Source organism: Streptomyces sp. NPDC039424, assembly GCF_055639495.1.
The window spans coordinates 326,437-346,521 of the sequence record NZ_JBVKAI010000001.1 but is presented as its reverse complement, the minus strand read 5'-3'; the positions used below and the strand labels follow the sequence as shown (position 1 = coordinate 346,521).

The window sequence follows — 20,085 nt, the reverse complement described above, 5'->3', positions numbered from 1 at the left end:
GAAGATGACGAGTAGTGTTCGTGGCGTGCTGGCAGAACGACGACACCAACTCATCCTGCGGGCCCTGCGCTCCGGCGGCCCCGCGGCCGTGACCGATCTCTCCGAGCAGCTGGGCGTGAGCCCGGCCACGGTCAGGCGTGACCTGGTCAAACTCGAGGAGGACGGGCTGCTCACCCGCGTCCACGGCGGCGCGGTCGTCGAGGAGGGCGACCAGCCGTTCGCCGAGGTCGCGGAAATGCGCGTGCCGGAGAAGGACGCGATAGCGGCGCGCGCGGCGGCGATGGTCAGGGACGGTCAGTCGGTGCTGCTGGACATCGGCACCACCGCCTACCGCCTCGCCCGCCAGCTGCACGGCCGCCGGCTCACCGTGATCACCAGCAACCTGGTGGTCTACGAGGAACTCGCCGACGACGAGGGCATTGAGCTGGTGCTGCTCGGCGGCATGGTCCGCCGTGACTACCGCTCCCTGGTCGGCTTCCTCACCGAGGACAATCTGCGCCAGCTGCACGCCGACTGGCTCTTCCTCGGCACCAGCGGGATGCGCCCCGGCGGGCAGGTGATGGACACGACGGTCGTCGAGGTGCCGGTGAAGCGGGCCATGATCAAGGCCGGTGACAAGGTCGTCCTGCTCGCCGACTCCGCCAAGTTCCCGGGTACCGGGATGGCGAAGGTCTGCGGTCCCGAGGACCTGGACGTGGTGGTGACCAACGCGCCGGTCGACCCGGCGACCCGTACCTCGCTGGAGGAGGCGGGCGTCGAGGTGGTCGTGGCAGGAAAGGTGCAAGCGTGAAGCTGACGATTCTGGGCGGCGGCGGGTTCCGGGTGCCGCTCGTGTACGGGGCGCTCCTGACGGACCGCGCCGAGGGGCGGGTCACGGAAGTCGTCCTGCACGATCTGGACGACAGTCGACTGTATGCAGTCGCCCGTGTACTGGATGAGCAGGCGGCCGGTGTGCCCGACGCGCCCCGGGTGACCGCCACCACCGACCTGGACGAAGCCCTGCGGGGCGCCGACTTCATCTTCTCCGCGATCCGGGTCGGCGGCCTGGAAGGCCGCGCCAACGACGAGCGGGTGGCCCTCGCGGAAGGCGTCCTCGGTCAGGAGACGGTCGGCGCGGGGGGTGTCGCATACGGTCTGCGGACGGTTCCCGTCGCCATGGACATCGCGCGACGGGTCGCCCGTCTGGCCCCCGACGCCTGGGTCATCAACTTCACCAACCCCGCCGGCCTCGTCACCGAGGCCATGTCCCGCCACCTCGGCGACCGCGTCATCGGCATCTGCGACTCCCCGGTCGGCCTCGGCCGCCGGATCGCCCGGGTGCTCGGCGCCGACCCGAAGGAGGCGTGGATCGACTACGTCGGCCTCAACCACCTCGGCTGGGTCCGCGGGCTGCGCGTCGCCGGCCGCGACGAACTCCCGCGCCTGCTCGCCGACCCGGACCTGCTCGGCTCCTTCGAGGAGGGCAAGCTCTTCGGCGTCGACTGGCTGCGGTCCCTCGGCGCGATCCCGAACGAGTACCTGCACTACTACTACTTCAACCGCGAGGCCGTACGGGCCTACCAGGGGGCCGAGAAGACCCGCGGCGCCTTCCTGTACGAGCAGCAGGCCGCTTTCTACCAGGAGATGAGGAACCCGCGGGCCTCGGCCCTGAAGGCCTGGGACCGCACGCGCGCCGAGCGGGAGGCCACGTACATGGCCGAGAACCGGGAGACGGCGGGCGCCGGCGAACGCGACGCCGACGACCTCTCCGGCGGCTACGAGAAGGTGGCCCTGGCCCTGATGCGGGCCATCGCCCGTGACGAGCGCACCACCCTGATCCTCAACGTCCGCAACCACACCACCCTGTCGGTGCTCGACTCGGAGGCCGTCATCGAGGTCCCGTGCCTGGTGGACGCCAACGGCGCGCATCCGGTGGCCGTCGACCCGCTGCCCGGTCACGCGACGGGGCTGGTCTGCGCGGTCAAGGCCGTCGAGCGCGAGGTGCTCGCCGCCGCCGAGTCCGGTTCCCGGACGACGGCCGTGAAGGCCTTCGCGCTGCACCCGCTGGTGGACTCCGTGAACGTGGCCCGCAGGCTCGTCGAGGGCTACACCGAGGTCCACCCCGGTCTGGCGTACCTTAGGTAAAGCCTCGCCGGAAAGCGCTTTCCCTCCGCTCTCTCCCTCCCTGGAGACCCCTCATGCACGACGAACGCCGCCGGATCGAGGAGCGCGTCGAACGCCTCCTCAACCAGCGCATCAAGCCCGCGGTCTACGCGGCCACCGTCCCCCTCGCGGTCGAGGCCTGGCAGGCGCCGGGCGAGCCGGTGCCGTTCGAGGAGGCCGCCGCCGCTCCGTACGAGCCCTTCGCGATGGGCACCCCGTGGGGACCGCCCTGGGGGACGACCTGGTTCCGGATGCGCGGGCAGGTGCCCGCCGAGTGGGCCGGGCGGCGCGTCGAGGCGGTCATCGACCTCGGCTTCGTGGGTGACTGGCCGGGCAACCAGGCCGAGGCCCTGGTGCACCTCACCGACGGGACGCCGCTGAAGGCGGTCAACCCGCTGAACCAGTACGTGCCGATCGCCAACCCGGCGTCGGGCGGGGAGCCGATCGACTATCTGGTCGAGGCGGCCTCGAACCCGGACATCCTGGCGAACGACTTCGCGGCGCCGACGCCGCTCGGCGATGTGCTGACGGCAGGCGACCGTCCACTGTATACATTCCGCCGCGCCGACCTCGCCGTACTGGACGAGCAGGTCTGGCACCTCGACCTCGACGTCCAAGTGCTGCGCGAGCTGATGCTGGAGCTGGGCGAGCACGACCCGCGCCGGCACGAGATCATGCACGCACTCGACCGCGCGATGGACCTGCTCGACCTGGACGACATCTCCGGCTCGGCGGCGGACGTACGTGCCGCGCTCGCGCCCGCCCTGGCCAAGCCCGCGAACGCCAGCGCCCATGTGATCTCCGGCGTCGGCCACGCGCACATCGACTCCGCCTGGCTGTGGCCCATCCGGGAGACCAAGCGCAAGACCTCCCGGACCTTCTCCAACGTCACCTCCCTGGCCGACGAGTACGAGGAGTTCGTCTTCGCCTGCTCGCAGGCCCAGCAGTACGAGTGGGTGCGCGACAACTACCCCCACGTCTGGGCCCGCATCCAGGAGTCGGTGAAGAAGGGCCAGTGGGCGCCGGTCGGCGGTATGTGGGTGGAGGCCGACGGAAACCTGCCCGGCGGCGAGGCCGTCGCCCGCCAGCTGATCCACGGCAAGCGGTTCTTCATCGAGCACTTCGGCATCGAGACCAAGGGCGTCTGGCTGCCGGACTCCTTCGGCTACAACGCGGCCTACCCGCAGCTCGCCAAGCTCGCCGGCAACGAGTGGTTCCTCACCCAGAAGATCTCCTGGAACCAGACGAACAAGTTCCCCCACCACACCTTCTGGTGGGAGGGCATCGACGGCACCCGCATCTTCACCCACTTCCCGCCCATCGACACCTACAACGCCCGCTTCAGCGGCGAGGAGATGTCCCGGGCGGTGCGCAACTACGCCGAGAAGGGCGGCGCCACCCGCTCCCTCGCCCCCTTCGGCTGGGGCGACGGCGGAGGCGGCCCGACCCGGGAGATCATGGAACGCGCACGGCGTCTGAAGGACCTGGAGGGCTCCCCCCGGGTCGAGGTCGAGCACCCCGACGCGTTCTTCGCCAAGGCCCGCGAGGAGTACCCGGACGCCCCGGTGTGGGTCGGCGAGCTCTACCTGGAGCTGCACCGGGCCACCTACACCTCGCAGGCCCGCACCAAGCAGGGCAACCGGCGCAGCGAACACAAGCTCCGCGAGGCCGAGTTGTGGGCGACGACGGCCGCGCTGCACGCGCCGGGCTACTCGTACCCGTACCGCGAGCTCGACCGGCTGTGGAAGACGGTCCTGCTGCACCAGTTCCACGACATCCTGCCGGGGTCGTCGATCGCCTGGGTGCACCGGGAGGCGGAGGCCGAGTACGCCCGCGTCGCGGGTGAGCTGGAGGAGCTGACGCGGGCGGCCGTGGCAGCGCTGGGCGGCGGCGGGACCCGCGTCTTCAACGCCGGCCCCTTCGACCGGGCCGAGGTCGTCCGCACGCCCGCCGGGGCACCGGCGTACGCCGAGGTGCCCGCGAACGGCAGCGCGCCCCTCGCGGGCGCCGGGGCGCCGCAGCCGGTGACGGTGAGCGGCCGGGTCCTCGACAACGGGCTGGTCCGCATACAGGTGGCGGAGGACGGCACACTGTCGTCCGTATACGACCTTCGTGTACAGCGCGAGGTCCTCGCCGACACCGGCAACCTGCTCCGTCTGCACACCGACCTCCCGAACTACTGGGACGCCTGGGACATCGACAAGCACTACAACAACCGCTACACCGACCTGCTCGACGCCGACACGGTGACGGTGGTCGAGGAGGACCCGCTGCTCGGCGCGATCCGCGTGGAGCGGAGCTTCGGCAAGGGTTCGAAGATCACCCAGACGATCACCCTGCGGGCCGGCAGCCCCCGTATCGACTTCGAGACCGACATCGACTGGCACGAGGCCGAGAAGATCCTCAAGGCGGGCTTCCCGGTGGACGTCCGCGCCCCGCACTCCAGCGCGGAGATCCAGTTCGGTCACGTCCAGCGGCCCACGCACACCAACACCAGCTGGGAGGCGGCCCGTTTCGAGGTCTCCGGCCACCGCTGGGTGCACATCGGCGAGCCCGGCTACGGTGTCGCGGTCATCAACGACTCCACGTACGGGCACGACGTCTCCCGCACGGTGCGCGAGGACGGCGGTACGACGACCACGGTCCGCCTCAGCCTGGTCCGCGCCCCGCGTGTCCCGGACCCGGAGGCCGACCAGGGCCGGCACCGCTTCACCTACTCCTTGCTGCCCGGCGCGAGCATCGAGGACGCGGTCGCCGAGGGCTACGCCCTCAACCTCCCCCTGCGGGTGGCGGACGCGGCGGGCGCGCCGGAGCCGGTCGTCTCCGTCGACGGCGCGGGCGTGACCGTGGAGGCGGTGAAGCTCGCCGACGACGAGTCCGGTGACGTCGTCGTCCGGCTCTACGAGTCCCTCGGCGGCCGTGCCCGGGGCGTGCTGCGCACCGGCTTCCCGCTCGCCGGCGCCCAGGTCACCGATCTGCTGGAGCGACCGCTGGAGGACGTGGAGACCGACGCCGACGGCGCGGTACCCGTCGCGCTGCGGCCCTTCCAGATCCTGACGCTGCGTCTGCGGCGTGCCGAGGTGAGCTGACCGATGCCCATGCAACCCTGGTTCACCGACGCCAAGCTGGGGATCTTCGTCCACTGGGGCATCTACGCCGTGGACGGCGTCCAGGAGTCCTGGTCGTTCTACGACGACATCGTGCCGCACGACCGGTACATGTCCCAGCTGGACCGCTTCACCGGCGCCGAGTACGACCCGCGCGCCTGGGCGGACCTGTTCGCCCGGGCCGGCGCCAGGTACGCCGTGCTGACCAGCCGCCACCACGACGGTGTGGCCCTGTGGGACACCGCGTACGGCGACCTGAACCTCGGCCGGGACTACCTCTCCGGCTATGCCGAGGCGCTGCGCGAGAAGGGCCTGAAGGTCGGTCTGTACTACTCCCACTCCGACTGGAACCACCCCGACTACGCCTCCACCCGCAAGCCGGGCCGCCCGCCGGAGCTGGAGGACAACCGCTACTCCGAGGTCGCGGCCGAGGACGAGGACCTGGAGGCCTGGGAGCGGTTCATCGCCTACCGTGACGGGCAGATCCGGGAGCTGGCCTCCCGCTACCGGCCGGACCTGATGTGGTTCGACGGCGAGTGGGACCGCAGCGAGGAGCAGTGGCGCATCCCCGAACTCGCCGCGCTCATACGGTCGTACGTGCCCGATGTCGTCTTCAACGCCCGCATGCTCAGCGAGGGCGACTACGCCACGCCCGAGCAGGGTGCCCCGATCGTGCCGCCGGAGGGTCCCTGGGAGCTGTGCCTGACGATCAACGACTCGTGGGGGTACCAGCACCACGACCACAACCACAAGTCGCTGTCGCAGCTCATCCGGTATTTCGCCGAGACCATCGGCGGCGGCGGGAACCTGCTGCTCGACGTCGGCCCGAGGGAGGACGGCACCATCCCGCGGCCGCAGGCCGAGCGCCTGGAAGGCCTGGGGGAGTGGATCCGCAAGCACGCGGGGGCCGTGTACGGGACCGTGCGCGGGCTGCCGGCCGGGCACCACTACGGGCCCAGCACCCTCTCCGCCGACCGCCGCACCCTGTACCTCACCCTGTTCGACGCCCCGCGCGCCGAGATCGGCGTCCGTGGCCTCGCCACCGGTGTGAGCAGGGTGAGCGTGCTCGGCAGCGGCACCGAACTCGGCCACCGGGTGGTCGGCGGGCTGCACGAGGCGGTCGGCGTGCTGTGGATCGATCCGCCGGCCGCGGCCGACCTCGATCCGTACGCCACGGTGCTGGCCGTGGAACTGGACGGCGAGCTGGAGCTGTACCGGGGTTCGGGGCGGTTCTGACGCGCGGCGGCGGCCGGCCCTCGGGGGACCGGCCGCCTCCGTGGGGGGACTCAGCCGGTGAACCCGGCCGTGATCGAGGTGAACTGCCATGTGCTCTGGCTGATGCCGGAGCAGTTGCTCACCACGCCGCCGCCCGGGCACGGCCGGTCGCGGTTGACCGCCCAGAACGCGAGCCGGGCGATGTGGTGGGAGTTGGCCCAGTCCCGGATCTGGGTCCAGATCGCCGGGGTGGTGTTCTCCTGCTGGTCGGACAGGCCGTTCATGCCGGAGATGCCGATGTGGGAGTAGGCGGTGGCGTCGTCCCAGCCGAACGTGGACTTCAGCTTGTTCTTCAGCCCCTCCGTCGCGTTCACCGTGTTGCCGTACATGTCGGAGCCGCCGCCGAAGTCGAACGGCATGATGGTGAAGACGTCGATGCCGGCGCCCAGCGACTGGGCCTGCTCGATGAGCCGGTTGCCCCAGTAGGTGGGGCCGGTGGTCGAGGTGCCGAAGGTGACGATCGTCTTCAGGCCGGGGTTGCCCGCTTTGACGGTCTTCAGGGCGGTGAGGATCCTCGCCTGCACGGCCTCGTTCTCGAACTCGTCCGTGTTCTCGATGTCCATGTCGATCGCCTTCAGGGAGTAGGCGTCGATCACCTTCTGCAGGGCCCCGGCGAGCGCGCTCGCCGAGGAGCAGTTGGCGCCGAGCTTGCTGCCCTGCCAGCCGCCGAACGAGGGGACGATGTCACCGCCCGCGGAGCGGATCTGGTTGATGGCGGTCTGGTCGGCGCCACCGGTGAGCGGCCGGCTGCCGTCCCAGGCGGGGGTGCAGCCGCCGGAGTCCAGCACGAACGCCATCGTGAACCACTTGACGCCGGTCGCGCTCATCACCGTGGCCGGACTCGGCGGGTCGCCCCAGCCCTCGTACAGGTAGGGCGCGGCCTGCTTGAAGCCGGTGCCGCCGCTGCCCGCGTCCGTGGTGACGCCGACGGCGTTGGAGGCCGCCGAGACGTTCCCGGCCGCGTCCCGTGCTTTCACGGTGAAGGTGTAGCCGGTGCTCGGCGACAGCCCGCTCACCGTGGCGGTCGTACCGGAGACGCTCAGCACCCGGTTCGCGCCGCTGTAGACGTCGTACGCGCTCACGCCCACGTTGTCGGTCGAGGCGTTCCACTTCAGCGACACGCTCGAGGACGTCTTGCCGGTGGTGGCGAGGCCGGTGGGCGCGGTAGGCGCCTGGGTGTCGGAGCCGCCGCCCCCGCCGCCGGGTCCGTCCAGGCTGATGTCGTCGGCGTGGTAGGTGCCCTGGGCGTACCAGCCGTGGACGTAGATGGTGGCGCTGGTCTGTGTCGCGCCGGTGGTGAAGGCCACCGACAGCTGGCTGTAGGCCGAGGGGGACGTGGTCCAGGTGGAGGCGCCGCCGTCGACGCCGAGGTAGACGTAGGAGCCGCGCACCCAGCCGCTGAGGGTGTACGTCGTGTTCGGCTGGACGGAGACGGTCTGGCCGCACCGGGCGATGTCGCTCGAACTCACCGCTCCCGCCAGGGCCTTGGTGCCGCCGTGCACGGGGGAGGAGACGACCGAGCCGAGGCCGCCGGTACAGGTCCAGGGGGAGAGGCTCCCCGACTCGAAGCCGGGGTTGGTGAGGATGTTGGCCGCGTGGGCGGTGCCGGGGAGGGCGATGGCCCCGGCGAGTGCCAGGGCCGCGGAGCCGAGCAGGGCGAGGAAACGGCGTCTGGTACGCCGGAGTGTGTTGCGCACGCGATCTCCCTGAAGTGATGGGGGTGTTCGGGAGTGCACGGGGTGTGCGGGGAGTGCGGAAAGCGATGCGCAACCAAGTTGGTATGGACCAATCACGGTGTCAAGGGGCTACACCAAGATTGGTCCAGACCGGTGGGGTGAGGCTAGGCCGGTGCGACGGCGGGGGCTCCCGCCTCCGCCGCGACCTCGGCGGCGGGTCCGGCGGGCGCCGGGACCGCCGGAAGCAGCGGCTCGGTCTCCTCCGTACGCTGCTGAGGCAGCGTCACCGGGCGCACCTGACGCGGCCCGGACACCACCGCGTAGTCCTGCCCCAGGAACGGCGGCACGATCTCGCCCGGGTCCTCGCCGAGCGCCAACTGCACGGCCGCCCAAGGGGCGTTGACCCCGCACAGCGACAGCTGGTGCAGGCCGCCGGCCGGGCGAGTGTTGATGTCGAGGAGCACCGGCTGCTCGCCGAACATCCGGAACTGGATGTTGGACAGGTAGTGCAGCCCGAAGCCCTCCGCGATCAGCCGCGCGGGCGCCAGCCACCGCTCGTCGAGGGTGAAGCCGCGACGGCGGCCGTTCTTGGTGCGGCCCACGGCCATCCGGACCCGGTTGTCGGGGCCGGTCAGGCAGTCCACCGACACCTCCGGCTCGGTCAGGCGCGGCATCACCAGCCAGTCCACCGGCTCGTCGGCCTCCCGCACCGCCGCCACCACCATCTCCAGCGGCACGTACGGCCCCGGGAACCCGCTCAGGTGCGCCAGGGAGAAGGGCGCGCGGGTGATCACGCGGAAGCCGACTCCGCCCGCACCGGCGGCGGGCTTGAAGCAGGCCTTGTGTCCGGCCGCCTCCAACTCGTCGACCGCGGTGAGGAGTTCGTCCGCCGTGCGCACCCGCCACCACGGCGGCACCGGCACGCCGACCGAGCGGACCGCCTCGTACGCCGTCGCCTTGTCCTCGAACACGGCGACCGCCTCGGGGGTCGGCGCCAGCAGCGCCGTACCGGCGGCCTCGAACTCGGCCCGGTGCGCCACGATCGCCGCCTGGTGCAGCCGCGGCACGAACACGTCGATGCCGCGCCGCGCGCACTGGTCCAGGGCGTACTCGACGTACCCGGCCGGGGACAGGCCCCCCGGCTCCAGGTCGGCGGTGTCGGCGGCGGCCAGCACGGGGGAGTCGGGGTCGCCGTGCGTGGCATGGATCTCGACCGCCCGGTCGCTGGGATTTCTCCGCAGCTGATCCATGAAGAACACGTTCTCCGCGTACGTGCGGTTGAGCCAGACGCGTACGCGAGAGAGCATGCAGGCCGCCTTTCGGGGGTTTTCGGGCAGGGCTCAGCGACCCGTGCCCGGGCAGGAGGGAAGGAGGTACACCAAACCGCCCTGTGCGAAGGGCGTTCGTGGCGGTGGTGTTGGGGCGATCATACGGCTTTCAAGGGGACCGGCGTGCAACGCGTGTGTTACGGATTCACCGGCCCTGTCCACCCGCTCGGCCGGTACCGTGAACCAGGAGCTCCGGGGCGCGTACCGCGCTGTCGCGGATTGTCCTTGTCCGGTGACGGCGAATGTGTTCTCGTAAGGTCACTGACGTGATCGGAAGGGGCCAGGGTGGAGTCGACGGCCGGCCGAGCGGGGCGGTTGCTCGCCATCAGCGACCTGCACATCGGATACCCCGAGAACCGCGCGCTCGTCGAACAGATGCACCCCGAGTCGGACGAGGACTGGCTGATCGTGGCCGGCGACGTGGCGGAGACCGTCGCCGACATCCGCTGGACGCTGGAGACGTTCACCGGCCGTTTCCGCAAGGTCCTGTGGGTGCCCGGCAACCACGACCTGTGGACCCACCCGCGCGACACCGTCACCCTGCGCGGCGTCCCCCGCTACGAGCACCTGGTCGAGATGTGCCGCGAGCTGGGCGTGACGACCCCCGAGGACCCCTACCCCGTCTGGAACGGCCCCGGCGGCCCGGCGGTCGTGGCACCACTGTTCCTGCTGTACGACTACTCCTTCCTGCCGGCCGGGTGCGCGACCAAGGAGGAGGGGCTCGCCTACGCGCACGGCACCGGCATCGTGTGCAACGACGAGTACCTGCTGCACCCCGACCCCTACCCCAGCCGCGAGGCCTGGTGCCGCGCCCGGGTCGCCGCGACGGAACGCAGGCTCGCCGAGCTCCCCGAGGACCTGCCCACCGTCCTGATCAACCACTATCCGCTGGACCGGCATCCGACGGACGTCCTGTGGCACCCCGAGTTCGCCATGTGGTGCGGCACCGCCCTCACCGCCGACTGGCACCGCAGATTCCGCGTCGCCACCATGGTCTACGGTCATCTGCACATCCCGCGGACCACCTGGCTCGACGGCGTCCGCTTCGAAGAGGTGTCCGTGGGATACCCCCGCGAATGGCGCAAGCGCCCGGAACCTCCGGGAAGGCTGCGCCGCATACTGCCGATGGAGGTCGGATCCGGTGATGGAGGAGCTGCTTCCGGACTCGGTCGTGACCGTGGAACTGCACGGTGACGACCCGCTCCTGGACGCCCCGCTCTACCCAGAGGAAGCGGCACTCATGACCCGGGCGGTGGCCAAGCGCCGCCGCGAGTTCTCCGCCGTGCGCGCCTGCGCCCGGCTCGCCATGGAGAAGCTCGGCGTGCCCGCGCAGCCCGTACCGACCGGCGAGAGCGGGGCGCCGCGCTGGCCGGCCGGACTGGTCGGCAGCATGACCCACAGCGACGACTACTGCGCCGCCGCCCTCGCCCGCGCCGCCGACCTGGCCTCCCTCGGGATCGACGCCGAACCGCACGCCGTGCTGCCGCAGGAGGTCGTCTCCTACGTCTTCCTGCCCGCCGAGGCCGGCCGGCTGCGCCGGCTCACCGAGGAACGGCCCGACGTGCACTGGGACCGGATCCTGTTCAGCGCCAAGGAGTCCGTCTACAAGGCGTGGTTCCCCCTCACCGGCGAGTGGCTGGACTTCGCCGAGGCCGACATCGAGATCGTCCCGGATCCCGGAACGGCCCCGCAGGGCCGCCTGCGGGCCGAACTCCTCGTCCCCGGGCCCTGGGTGGGCGGCCGGCGCGTCGACGCGTTCGAGGGCCGCTGGTGCGTCCGGCGCGGCGTGGTGACCACGGCCGTCGTCGTGCCGCACTCCTGACGCGCGCCGCCCGGGCGGCCCCCGGCCGCGCCGCCCGGTTCAGGGCCGCGGGCACCAGCCGTGCAGCAGCCGGAAGAACTCCTCCTCGTTGCCCGCGAGTCCGGCGTCCGCCAGCGCCCGCTCCGCCTCGGCCAGCACGGCGGGCGGGACGACGACCGGACCGGCGCCGTCCGGCGGGCCGTCCAGGGCGGCGCGCACGGTGTGCAGCAGGCGCAGATAGGCCTGGACGGCGGTGCGCTCGCGGTCGGTCAGTACGGCGGTCGGCATCACTCGGCTCTCCCCGTTCGGTGGCACGGTCCACGCACCCTCGGGCACGTACGCCGCACACGTAGGCGGCGCACTTCCAGCTTGCCGCCCGCCACTGACAACGCCGTCCCGCCCGGCTCCGGTTCGCCCGCTCGGCCGATGCGCCGCGCCCGGGGCGGACCGCGCGCTCCCGCCCTCCTCGGCCACGGCGGCCGGGAGCGCTCAGCCCTGCGGCCCGAGATACCCCAGCGACGCCTCGATGCGGCCCGCCACGTCGTCCCGCCGGCCGGGGCCCCGCAGGGACGAACCAGCGAGCCATGTACGGCACTTGCTGGCCAGGAGCAGGCCGAAGGTCTCGGCCTCGCGCTCCTCGGCGAGGTCGAAGCGGGTCCGGGCGGCCACCTTGTGCACGGTGGCCTCCAGGGCCTCCGGGTCCGGGTCGTCGCCCAGCAGCCGCGCGGCGACGCCGACGCCGTCGACGTGGTGGCCGCTGTGGTCGGCCTGCATGTGCCACAGCTCGTGTCCCAGGATGACCAACTGGTGGTCGGGCGCGGTGCGTTCCTCCAGGACGACCAGGTCGCGGTCGGTCATGTCCAGCCACAGCCCGCTGGCGGTGCCGGACGGGAAGGCGGCCGTGCGGAAGAGGACCGGCCGGCCGCGGCGGCGGCTCATCGCGTCGCACAGCGCCGTGTACAGGTCGTGCGGTCGCGCCGGTGCGGGAAGGGTCAGCTCAGCGACCAGCTCGCCGCTCAGGCGGCGCATTTCCCTGCCGATGCCCACTCTTCTCCCCCGGTTCACGACTCGGGCCGCTTGACGCTCTCCAAGAGCATGTCCAGCCACTCCGCGACCTTGTCGCGGTGCTGGTCGGTGGGCAGCTGCGCGGCCCGCCAGGCGATCCCGCGGACGCCGTGGTCCTGCAGCAGCCGCTCCAGCGGATCCTGCGCGGCCCCGGCCGCCGCCCGCTCGCGGTCGGCCAGTTTCTGCAACAGCTCCTGCTCGATGCGCTGCAGAGCGCCCGCGAGGGCCTCGGGGTCCTCCGCCGTGAGGAAGCCGGCGTGCACGCGGAAGAAGCGCTGCAGCGCGTCGCAGTGCTCCATCGTGGGACGCCGGTCGCCGTTGATGAGGGCGCCCGCCTGCTGCCGGGACATGCCCGCGCCGTCGGCGATCTCCTGCTGGGTGTATCTGCGCCCGTTGGGCTTCAGCCGGGTGCGGCGCAGCAGGTCCAGCCGCTGCAGGAACCTGGCCTGCACATCGGGCTCCCCGGCGGGCCGGCCGCCGAGCAGGGCCCGGACCACGGGATCGGGGACGCCGCAGGCGACGGAGAGCCGTCTGATGTCGAAGACCTCGGCGTGCGGCACACCGAGCCGGTCGGCGAGCGCGGTGACGCGGGCGACGACGGCCGGCAGCTGGGCGGTAGCCGTGGCGCCCGGATCCTCGTAGCCATCCGTCACCGACAGATCTCCTACGTCTCTCAGAGGCTCATCACCAACAGTTGCCGTGAACTTCCCGGAGAGTAGCGGGTGCCTCGAACTCACATCCAGGTCTCGCCACAACTGTGGCCAATTTCAGCCGTCAACCGGCATGAAATGCCACGATAGTTGACATCGCTCTTGTCGGGGCAGCAGGATCAGGGCGCCGCGTGAAGGCCGCATAGGCAAGAGGGGTGACCTCCCGATGGCACATCAGGCAGGAGGGCAGCGGCCGGCGCCGCGGCCCGTCCCCGAGGGTCTCGAGGCCCAGGCGTATCTCCAGGACTACGCCTCGCTCGTGGAGGCCGTCCCCTTCCCGTCCTTCGTCGTGGACCACCGCTGGGACGTGGTCCTGGCCAACAACGCGTTCGCGGCGCTCTTCCGCGGCGTCGGCCCGCATCCGACGGCCATGCCGGGCGACAACTTCCTCCGGTTCGTCCTCTTCCACCCGGACGCGGCCACGGTCCTCGGCGAGCACGAGCCGAGCTGGTGCCTGCCGATGCTGGCGCACTTCAAGGCCGCCCTGGAGCGCAGCGCGCACGACCCCGGGCTGCAGGCGATCCGCCGGGACATCGCCCAGGACCCCCTGATGGAGGCCGCCTTCCGCCAGGGCCTGCCGCACTGGATCCGCGCGGTCGGCGAGGGCGCCGCCGAGCACGACGGCGCCGTCCGTCCGCTGCTGCACCCCGATCCGCGCTGGGGCGCCACCGAGTGCCGGATCGTCGCCGAGACCCCCCGGACGCTTCAGGAACTGGGCTACACCCGCCTCACCCTGGTGCTGCGCGACTCCCGCCGCACCGCCGCGGCCCCGCGCCGCCCCCGCCGCGGCCGTGGCGCCGCGAGTCATCTGACGGTCGTTCCGTCCCCGGAGATCTGACCCGGCTCCGTCGGCGTTCAGGTCGCCGACGGCGCCGGGCCGTACCCCGCCGGGCCGGCCGTCCGCCGGTCTCGGCACACGCTGTGCCCGCCCTTTGAACCTTCCGGCCGTGTTCGACGTACTGCACCCGGTGGGTGACGTTGCGTCACCCATGGGGCACTTACGAGAACCCATGCCGGAAAGGGCGTAATGAACTCACTGAAGCCGAACCAGGCCGTCAGGAGCGTCGACCCCGACTTACCCGTCGCGGCGCGCGAAGAGGGCGAGAGAGGGGACGCGCGCCGTCGCGACGATGTGCCGGGCCTCGATGGGCTCCGCGGCCTGGCCGCACTGTACGTGGTCCTGTTTCACTGCTGGCTGTCCGTCTTTCCGGGTTTTCCCCGCAACTCGGGTCCCTCCTGGCTGGGCTGGCTGATGTACGGGCGTCTCGCGGTCGTCTTCTTCCTGGTGCTGTCCGGTTTCTCCCTGGCGATCTCCCCGGCGCGCAACGGCTGGCGGCTCGGCGGCACGGGCCGCTTCCTGCGTCGGCGCGCCTGGAGAATCCTGCCTCCGTACTGGGCGGCACTCGCGGTGAGCCTGCTGATCGCCTGGTTCGTGGTGCCCGCCTCGCATCTCGGACCGCCGACCGGCAGATCGGCCGTGGTCTACGGTCTCGTACTCCAGGACGTTTTCGACGCCGCGACGCCGAACGGCGCGTTCTGGTCGATCGGCGTGGAGGCGGAGCTCTATCTCGCCTTCCCGCTTCTCCTGTTGATCCGGCGGCGGCTGGGGGCGGTGACCCTGCTCGCGGGGGTGACGCTCCTGGTGGTCGCGCGCGGCCTGTCGGCGCCGCACGCCTCCCCGGTGGAGGGCGTGAACGGGCTGACTCCGCATCTCGCCCCGGTGTTCGTCGCCGGTGTGGTGGCCGCGGGAATCGTCGTCGCGCCGCGGAAGGTCCGGCTCCTGCCGTGGCACCGGCTCGCCGCCCTGGCCGCGGTGCCCGTTCTGGCGCTCGTCGTCGCCGAGGGCCCGGTGTGGACGGTGCACCACTACTTCTGGGTGGATCTCGCCGTCGTACCCGCCATGACGATGCTCCTCGCGGCGGTCGCCACCGGCAGGCCCGCCCTCCTCATGCGGCTCCTGGCCGCGCGGCCCGTGCGCGGTCTGGGCGCCTGCTCATACAGCCTCTACCTCATTCACCTGCCGGTCGTCATGGTCGTCACCCGGAAGGTCGCCCCGCACTTCGTGTCGCCCGGCCTGCCGGTCTTCTGGTTCACACTCCTGCTGGGACTGCCCGCTTCGGTGCTGGGCGCGCACCTGTTCGCGAGGACCTTCGAGCTGCCCTTCCAGCGCAACCGGTCCTGGCGGGCCATGCTCGTTGCCGGGCGGCCGGTCTGATGGGCACCGGGTCACAGGTCGAGCACGAGCCGCCCGTCCCGGCACCGGGACACGCAGATCATCATCGTCTCGCCCGTCTCCCGTTCCTCGTCGCTGAGCACCGAGTCCCGGTGGTCCGGGGTGCCCTCCAGCACATCGGTCTCGCAGGTGCCGCAGGTGCCCTCGGTGCAGGAGTAGAGCACCTCGACGCCCGCGGCGCGCACGGTGTCGAGCACGGAGACGCCCGCCGGGACGGTCAGGGTGTGCCCGCTCCTGGCCAGCTCGACCTCGAACTCGCTCTCCTCACCCACCGGTTGGGCCTTCGGCTGGAACCGTTCCACGCGCAGGATCCCGGCCGGGCAGCGCTCCTCCACCGCGTCGAGCAGCGGGCCGGGGCCGCAGCAGTAGACGAGGGTGCCCTCGGGCGGGGCGTCGAGCAGCGGGCCGAGGTCGAGCAGGCCCGTCTCGTCCTGCGGGGCGATCGTCACCCGGTCCCCGTACCGGTCCAACTCGCCGGTGAACGCCATGGACGCACGGGTCCGTCCGCCGTACAGCAGCGTCCACTCGGCGCCCGCCGCCTCGGCCGCGGCCAGCATCGGCAGGATCGGGGTGATGCCGATGCCGCCCGCGACGAACCGGTAGCGGGTGGCCGGCTCCAGCGGGAAGTGGTTGCGCGGCCCGCGCACCCGCACCTTGTCGCCCGGCCCCACCTGCTCGTGCACATACGCCGATCCGCCGCGCCCGTCCGGCTCGCGCAGCACCGCGACGCGCCACACGGCGCGGTCGGCGGGGTCACCGCACAGCGAGTACTGCCGCTCCAGGCCCAGACCGAGGAGCACGTCGACATGGGCGCCCGGCTCCCAGCCGGGCAGCTCCTCGCCCAGCGGATGGCGCAGGGTGAGGGAGATGACGCCGTCGGCGGCGAACTCCCGCCTATCGACGACGAGTTCGGCTTCATACACGTTCATGAGGGGGATCCTTGCGGCTGGTGTCCTTCGGGGTGGGCGAGCATCCACTCCCACATCGCGACCGGGTCCTGGGCGCGGTGCTCGGCGCCGCAGTGGCAGGTGCCGTGCAGGGTGTCGGTGCCCGGTAGCCAGTCGACGCGGTACACCTCGCCGGTGCCGGCCGGGTGGGCGGACGTCACTGGACCTTCTCCACCGGCTTGTCGCCCTCCTCGGCCAGCCGGGCGAGGATGCGGCGGGCGGCCAGGCCGCCGGTGTCGATGTTGATGCTCAGCTCCTGGTAGCCGGTGCGCTCGGTGCCGAGCGTCCTCTGCAGCAGGTTGAGCGCGTCCACGTCCTGCATGACGACGGTGTGGTTGTTGCCCCGCAGGAACTCGGTGACCTCGTCGTCGTCGGTCGCCCAGTCGCGGGAGACCATCCAGAAGTCGTACACGTGGCCGTCGCCGGACGGCGTGATCGCGTACGTGATCTCGGTGTGGAAGCCGCTGGGGTCGCTGCCGTCCGGCTCGGGCAGTACCCCGACCGGGGCGATACGGCTGTGCAGCAGGTAGAGGCAGGGGGCGTGGTACTCGATGTCCTGCCAGCGGGTGATCCTGCCCTGGATGCCGGTGGACCGGGCGTAGAACGGCGGACAGGCGGCGTCGTCCATGTGCCGGCTGACCCGTACGATCCCCGCGCCCTCGTCGACCTCCGTGGTGATCGGCGTCTCGGCGACCTCGGGGGTGCCGATGTAGCCGCCGTGCAGATACGTCTCGTGGGAGAGGTCGAGGAGGTTGTCGACGAGGAGGCCGTAGTCGGCGTCGATCGGCTCCATGCCGCGGACGGTGACCCAGCCGGGGGCGTCGAGGTGCCGGGCGCGGGGGATGGTCAGCGGGTCCGCGAGGGCCGGGTCGCCGATCCACACCCACACCAGCGAGTCCTGCTCGACCACCGGGTAGGAGGCGACGCGGGCGGTGCGCGGGACGCGCTTCTGCCCCGGCACGTAGACGCAGGTCCCGGAGGTGTCGTACGTGAACCCGTGGTAGCCGCACACGAGCCGGTCCCCGTCGAGCCGGCCGGGCTTCTCGTGCAGCGGGAAGCGGCGGTGGACGCAGCGGTCGTGCAGGACGACCGGCGTGCCCTCCTCCTCGGTGCGGTAGAAGACGAGCGGCTCACCGAGGATCGTGCGTCCCAGCAGCTCCTCGCGCCCGACCTCGTGGCTGTAGGCGGCGACGTACCACTGGTTCCTGGCGAAGGCGGTCATGTGCGGCATGGCTGCGGCTCCCGTGTGTGGTGGTGGCCACATCATGGGAAGGCGCGGGAGGGCACCACAACGGCGCTTCCGTCCCACGGAAGGGCTTCGGCCGGGCCGGGCCGGCACTCCACCCCGGCCGGCGCGGGCATCAACCCCGCCCAGGGGATGGGGGGTTCGCCCGTGGCCGGGCCGCGGAAGGCGGAGACGCACGCCGACCAGTGGCCCTCGAAGGCGACGTTCGGGTCGGCGAGGCCGTCCCTGCCCGCTTTGGGGCGGCGGTCGCCGCAGGCGGGGGCGGGGAGGTTCTCGGCCGGCCGCCGATTTGCGGCCCGGTGTCCGGCGCGGGGTTTCTTGGCGAGGTCTTGGTCTCGCGTACCGCCGCCCGTCACATGGGCGCCACCGGACCCTTCCCTGACGTTCGGTGCTCTTGGAACACTCGCACCGCGCATCATCCGTCACGTTCCGGCCATCCCGTACGCCAGGATGAGAGGTCCCTCAGCCATGCCCGAAGTCAACCGGCGCCGATTCCTCCAACTCGCGGGCGCCACCACGGCGTTCACCGCTCTGTCCAACAGCATCGAGCGCGCCGCCGCGCTGCCCGCCAACCATCGCACCGGGTCGATCGAGGACGTCGAGCACATCGTCGTCCTGATGCAGGAGAACCGTTCCTTCGACCACTACTTCGGCTCGCTCAGAGGTGTCCGCGGCTTCGGTGACCCGCGCCCGGTGAGCCGCCCGGACGGAAAACCGGTCTGGTACCAGTCGGACGGCACCAAGGACCTGCTGCCGTTCCACCCCGACGCCGACGAGCTGGGCCTGGCGTTCATCCAGGACCTGCCGCACGGCTGGAACGACGGACACGCCGCCTTCGACCAGGGTAAGTACGACAAGTGGGTGCCCGCCAAGTCGTCCACGACCATGGCCTACCTGACCCGCGACGACATCCCGTTCCACTACGCGCTCGCCGACTCCTTCACCATCTGCGACGCCTACCACTGCTCGTTCATCGGCTCCACGGACCCCAACCGCTACTACCTGTGGACGGGATACACGGGCAACGACGGCACCGGCGGCGGCCCGGTCCTCGGCAACGACGAGGCGGGCTACTCCTGGACGACCTACCCCGAGCGCCTGGAGAAGGCCGGGATCTCCTGGAAGATCTACCAGGACGTCGGCGACGGCCTCGACGCGAACGGCTCCTGGGGCTGGATCCAGGACGCCTACCGCGGCAACTACGGTGACAACTCACTCCTCTACTTCAAGCAGTACCAGGACGCGAAGCCGGGCGACCCGCTGTACGACAAGGCCCGCACCGGCACCGACGCCCGCAAGGGCGAGGGCTTCTTCGACCAGCTGAAGGCCGACGTCAAGGGCGGCAAGCTGCCGCAGGTGTCGTGGATCGTCGCGCCGGAAGCCTTCACCGAGCACCCCAACTGGCCCGCCAACTACGGCGCCTGGTACGTCGCCCAGGTCCTGGACGCCCTCACCTCCGACCCGAAGGTGTGGGCGAAGACGGCCCTGTTCATCACCTACGACGAGAACGACGGCTTCTTCGACCACCTGGTCCCGCCCTTCCCGCCGGCCTCCGCCGCGCAGGGCCGGTCGACGGTCGACGTCGGGCCGGACCTGTTCAAGGGCGACGGCAGCCACGTCGCCGGCCCCTACGGGCTGGGGCAGCGCGTGCCGATGATCGTGGTCTCCCCGTGGAGCAAGGGCGGTTACGTCTGCTCGGAGACGATGGACCACACCTCCGTCATCCGGTTCATGGAACGCCGCTTCGGCGTGCACGAGCCCAACATCTCGCCCTGGCGGCGCGCCGTCTGCGGCGACCTGACCTCGGCCTTCGACTTCTCCCGCACGGACACCCGGCCGGTCGCCCTGCCGGGCACCGACGGCTACCGGCCGCCGGACCACGACCGCCACCCCGACTACGTGCCGACCCCGCCCGCCCACCCCGTCCTGCCCCGGCAGGAGCGCGGCCACCGGCCCACCCGCCCGCTCAAGTACGCGCCGGCGGTGGACGGTTCGGCGGACGCGGCGGCGGGGAAGTTCACGCTCACCTTCGCCTCGGGGGCGAAGGCCGGCGCCGCCTTCCTCGTCACCTCCGGCAACCGCTCCGACGGCCCCTGGAGCTACACCACCGGCGCCGGCGGCTCGGTCTCCGACACCTGGAACTCGGCGTACTCCGGCGGCGCCCACGACCTGACCGTGCACGGCCCCAACGGCTTCCTGCGCGTCTTCAAGGGGCCGGGGAAGACCGCGGGCCCCGAGGTCACGGCCCGGCACTCCGGCGACGACCTCGCGCTCACCTTCACCAACAAGGGCGCCGGCACCGTGCGGTTGAAGCTGACCGACGGCTACGGCGGCCGGCCGCGGACGGTCACCGTGCGGCCCGGGGCGAGCGTGAGGCAGACCGTGGACCTCTCGGCGAGCCACCGGTGGTACGACCTCACCGTCACGTCCGAGGCCGACCCGACGTTTCTGCGGCGGTTCGCCGGACATGTCGAGAACGGGTGCCCCGGCGTCAGTGACCCGGCGATCGTCACGGAGTAAACGGACGATGAATACCGCAACGTGGGGACTGGTCA

17 protein-coding genes are annotated in these 20,085 nt (G+C 71.6%); 9 read left to right on the top strand and 8 right to left on the bottom strand.

What is annotated here, in order from left to right:
- The first annotated feature begins 25 nt into the window (after positions 1–25).
- From ACZ7L0_RS01665 to ACZ7L0_RS01650, 4 genes are read left to right on the top strand one after another with little or no spacing between them, the layout of a single operon-like run.
- The gene (locus ACZ7L0_RS01665; RefSeq protein WP_471240371.1) at positions 26–790 is read left to right on the top strand and encodes a DeoR/GlpR family DNA-binding transcription regulator; all 765 of its coding nucleotides are present in this window, start codon (positions 26–28) and stop codon (positions 788–790) included.
- Positions 787–2,124: a 6-phospho-beta-glucosidase gene (locus tag ACZ7L0_RS01660; protein ID WP_471240370.1), complete on the top strand. Its 1,338-nt coding sequence runs from the start codon at positions 787–789 to the stop codon at positions 2,122–2,124. The genes ACZ7L0_RS01665 and ACZ7L0_RS01660 overlap by 4 nt, the downstream gene beginning before the upstream one ends.
- A gap of 53 nt (positions 2,125–2,177) precedes the next feature.
- The gene (locus ACZ7L0_RS01655; RefSeq protein ID WP_471240369.1) at positions 2,178–5,231 is read left to right on the top strand and encodes an alpha-mannosidase; all 3,054 of its coding nucleotides are present in this window, start codon (positions 2,178–2,180) and stop codon (positions 5,229–5,231) included.
- Between the two features lie 3 nt (positions 5,232–5,234).
- Positions 5,235–6,485 carry an alpha-L-fucosidase gene (locus tag ACZ7L0_RS01650; RefSeq protein ID WP_471240368.1) on the top strand — a complete coding sequence of 417 codons (1,251 nt, stop codon included), beginning with the start codon at positions 5,235–5,237 and terminating at the stop codon, positions 6,483–6,485.
- Positions 6,486–6,535: 50 nt separating this feature from the next.
- Here ACZ7L0_RS01650 and ACZ7L0_RS01645 read toward each other — a convergent pair whose 3' ends face one another.
- Positions 6,536–8,221 carry a carbohydrate binding domain-containing protein gene (locus ACZ7L0_RS01645; RefSeq protein ID WP_471240367.1) on the bottom strand — a complete coding sequence of 562 codons (1,686 nt, stop codon included), beginning with the start codon at positions 8,219–8,221 and terminating at the stop codon, positions 6,536–6,538.
- Positions 8,222–8,364: 143 nt separating this feature from the next.
- The gene (locus ACZ7L0_RS01640) at positions 8,365–9,507 is read right to left on the bottom strand and encodes an ATP-grasp domain-containing protein (protein ID WP_471240366.1); all 1,143 of its coding nucleotides are present in this window, start codon (positions 9,505–9,507) and stop codon (positions 8,365–8,367) included.
- A 306-nt stretch (positions 9,508–9,813) separates the two neighbouring features.
- Between ACZ7L0_RS01640 and ACZ7L0_RS01635 the strand changes: the two genes are divergently transcribed.
- Together ACZ7L0_RS01635 and ACZ7L0_RS01630 are read left to right on the top strand one after the other, a co-directional pair.
- Positions 9,814–10,722, top strand: coding sequence for a metallophosphoesterase family protein (locus ACZ7L0_RS01635; RefSeq protein ID WP_471240365.1), 909 nt, complete (start codon positions 9,814–9,816; stop codon positions 10,720–10,722).
- Positions 10,670–11,350, top strand: a complete 681-nt coding sequence (locus ACZ7L0_RS01630; RefSeq protein WP_471240364.1) for a 4'-phosphopantetheinyl transferase family protein — start codon at positions 10,670–10,672, stop codon at positions 11,348–11,350. Before ACZ7L0_RS01635 ends, ACZ7L0_RS01630 begins: the two co-directional genes overlap by 53 nt.
- A gap of 39 nt (positions 11,351–11,389) precedes the next feature.
- Here ACZ7L0_RS01630 and ACZ7L0_RS01625 read toward each other — a convergent pair whose 3' ends face one another.
- The 3 genes from ACZ7L0_RS01625 to ACZ7L0_RS01615 all read right to left on the bottom strand — a co-directional run bounded on the left by ACZ7L0_RS01625 (position 11,390) and on the right by ACZ7L0_RS01615 (position 13,047).
- A complete protein-coding gene (locus tag ACZ7L0_RS01625; protein ID WP_471240363.1) occupies positions 11,390–11,617 on the bottom strand; it encodes a hypothetical protein in 228 nt (75 codons plus the stop codon).
- 201 nt (positions 11,618–11,818) lie between these two features.
- A complete protein-coding gene (locus tag ACZ7L0_RS01620; protein ID WP_471240362.1) occupies positions 11,819–12,358 on the bottom strand; it encodes a toxin-antitoxin system, toxin component in 540 nt (179 codons plus the stop codon).
- Between the two features lie 32 nt (positions 12,359–12,390).
- Entirely contained in the window at positions 12,391–13,047 is a 657-nt protein-coding gene (locus ACZ7L0_RS01615; protein WP_471240361.1) for a helix-turn-helix domain-containing protein, read from the bottom strand.
- 223 nt (positions 13,048–13,270) lie between these two features.
- Here ACZ7L0_RS01615 and ACZ7L0_RS01610 point away from each other — a divergent pair, with 223 nt between their 5' ends.
- Both ACZ7L0_RS01610 and ACZ7L0_RS01605 read left to right on the top strand, forming a co-directional pair.
- Positions 13,271–13,942 (top strand): MmyB family transcriptional regulator, encoded by a 672-nt coding sequence (locus ACZ7L0_RS01610; RefSeq protein WP_471240360.1) that lies wholly within the window; start codon positions 13,271–13,273, stop codon positions 13,940–13,942.
- Positions 13,943–14,131: 189 nt separating this feature from the next.
- A complete protein-coding gene (locus tag ACZ7L0_RS01605; protein WP_471240359.1) occupies positions 14,132–15,319 on the top strand; it encodes an acyltransferase family protein in 1,188 nt (395 codons plus the stop codon).
- Between the two features lie 11 nt (positions 15,320–15,330).
- Here ACZ7L0_RS01605 and ACZ7L0_RS01600 read toward each other — a convergent pair whose 3' ends face one another.
- Genes ACZ7L0_RS01600 through ACZ7L0_RS01590 form a run of 3 tightly spaced genes read right to left on the bottom strand, consistent with a single transcriptional unit; the run spans position 15,331 to position 17,515 of the window.
- Positions 15,331–16,266 carry a PDR/VanB family oxidoreductase gene (locus ACZ7L0_RS01600; protein WP_471240358.1) on the bottom strand — a complete coding sequence of 312 codons (936 nt, stop codon included), beginning with the start codon at positions 16,264–16,266 and terminating at the stop codon, positions 15,331–15,333.
- Positions 16,263–16,445, bottom strand: coding sequence for a hypothetical protein (locus ACZ7L0_RS01595; RefSeq protein WP_471240357.1), 183 nt, complete (start codon positions 16,443–16,445; stop codon positions 16,263–16,265). Before ACZ7L0_RS01595 ends, ACZ7L0_RS01600 begins: the two co-directional genes overlap by 4 nt.
- Positions 16,442–17,515: an aromatic ring-hydroxylating dioxygenase subunit alpha gene (locus ACZ7L0_RS01590; protein WP_471240356.1), complete on the bottom strand. Its 1,074-nt coding sequence runs from the start codon at positions 17,513–17,515 to the stop codon at positions 16,442–16,444. Before ACZ7L0_RS01590 ends, ACZ7L0_RS01595 begins: the two co-directional genes overlap by 4 nt.
- A gap of 483 nt (positions 17,516–17,998) precedes the next feature.
- On the opposite strand from ACZ7L0_RS01590, the gene ACZ7L0_RS01585 reads away from it, so the two are divergent.
- Positions 17,999–20,050: a phosphocholine-specific phospholipase C gene (locus tag ACZ7L0_RS01585; RefSeq protein ID WP_471240355.1), complete on the top strand. Its 2,052-nt coding sequence runs from the start codon at positions 17,999–18,001 to the stop codon at positions 20,048–20,050.
- Positions 20,051–20,085: the final 35 nt, after the last annotated feature.

What these genes read in the sequence shown, in the direction of transcription:
- ACZ7L0_RS01655 (WP_471240369.1), top strand. Translation starts at nt 2,178, where the DNA reads ATGCACGACGAACGCCGCCGGATCGAGGAGCGCGTCGAACGCCTCCTC.
- ACZ7L0_RS01650 (WP_471240368.1), top strand. Translation starts at nt 5,235, where the DNA reads ATGCCCATGCAACCCTGGTTCACCGACGCCAAGCTGGGGATCTTCGTC.
- ACZ7L0_RS01640 (WP_471240366.1), bottom strand. Translation starts at nt 9,507, where the DNA reads ATGCTCTCTCGCGTACGCGTCTGGCTCAACCGCACGTACGCGGAGAAC.
- ACZ7L0_RS01625 (WP_471240363.1), bottom strand. Translation starts at nt 11,617, where the DNA reads ATGCCGACCGCCGTACTGACCGACCGCGAGCGCACCGCCGTCCAGGCC.
- ACZ7L0_RS01620 (WP_471240362.1), bottom strand. Translation starts at nt 12,358, where the DNA reads ATGCGCCGCCTGAGCGGCGAGCTGGTCGCTGAGCTGACCCTTCCCGCA.
- ACZ7L0_RS01610 (WP_471240360.1), top strand. Translation starts at nt 13,271, where the DNA reads ATGGCACATCAGGCAGGAGGGCAGCGGCCGGCGCCGCGGCCCGTCCCC.
- ACZ7L0_RS01605 (WP_471240359.1), top strand. Translation starts at nt 14,132, where the DNA reads ATGAACTCACTGAAGCCGAACCAGGCCGTCAGGAGCGTCGACCCCGAC.
- ACZ7L0_RS01600 (WP_471240358.1), bottom strand. Translation starts at nt 16,266, where the DNA reads ATGAACGTGTATGAAGCCGAACTCGTCGTCGATAGGCGGGAGTTCGCC.
- ACZ7L0_RS01590 (WP_471240356.1), bottom strand. Translation starts at nt 17,515, where the DNA reads ATGCCGCACATGACCGCCTTCGCCAGGAACCAGTGGTACGTCGCCGCC.
- ACZ7L0_RS01585 (WP_471240355.1), top strand. Translation starts at nt 17,999, where the DNA reads ATGCCCGAAGTCAACCGGCGCCGATTCCTCCAACTCGCGGGCGCCACC.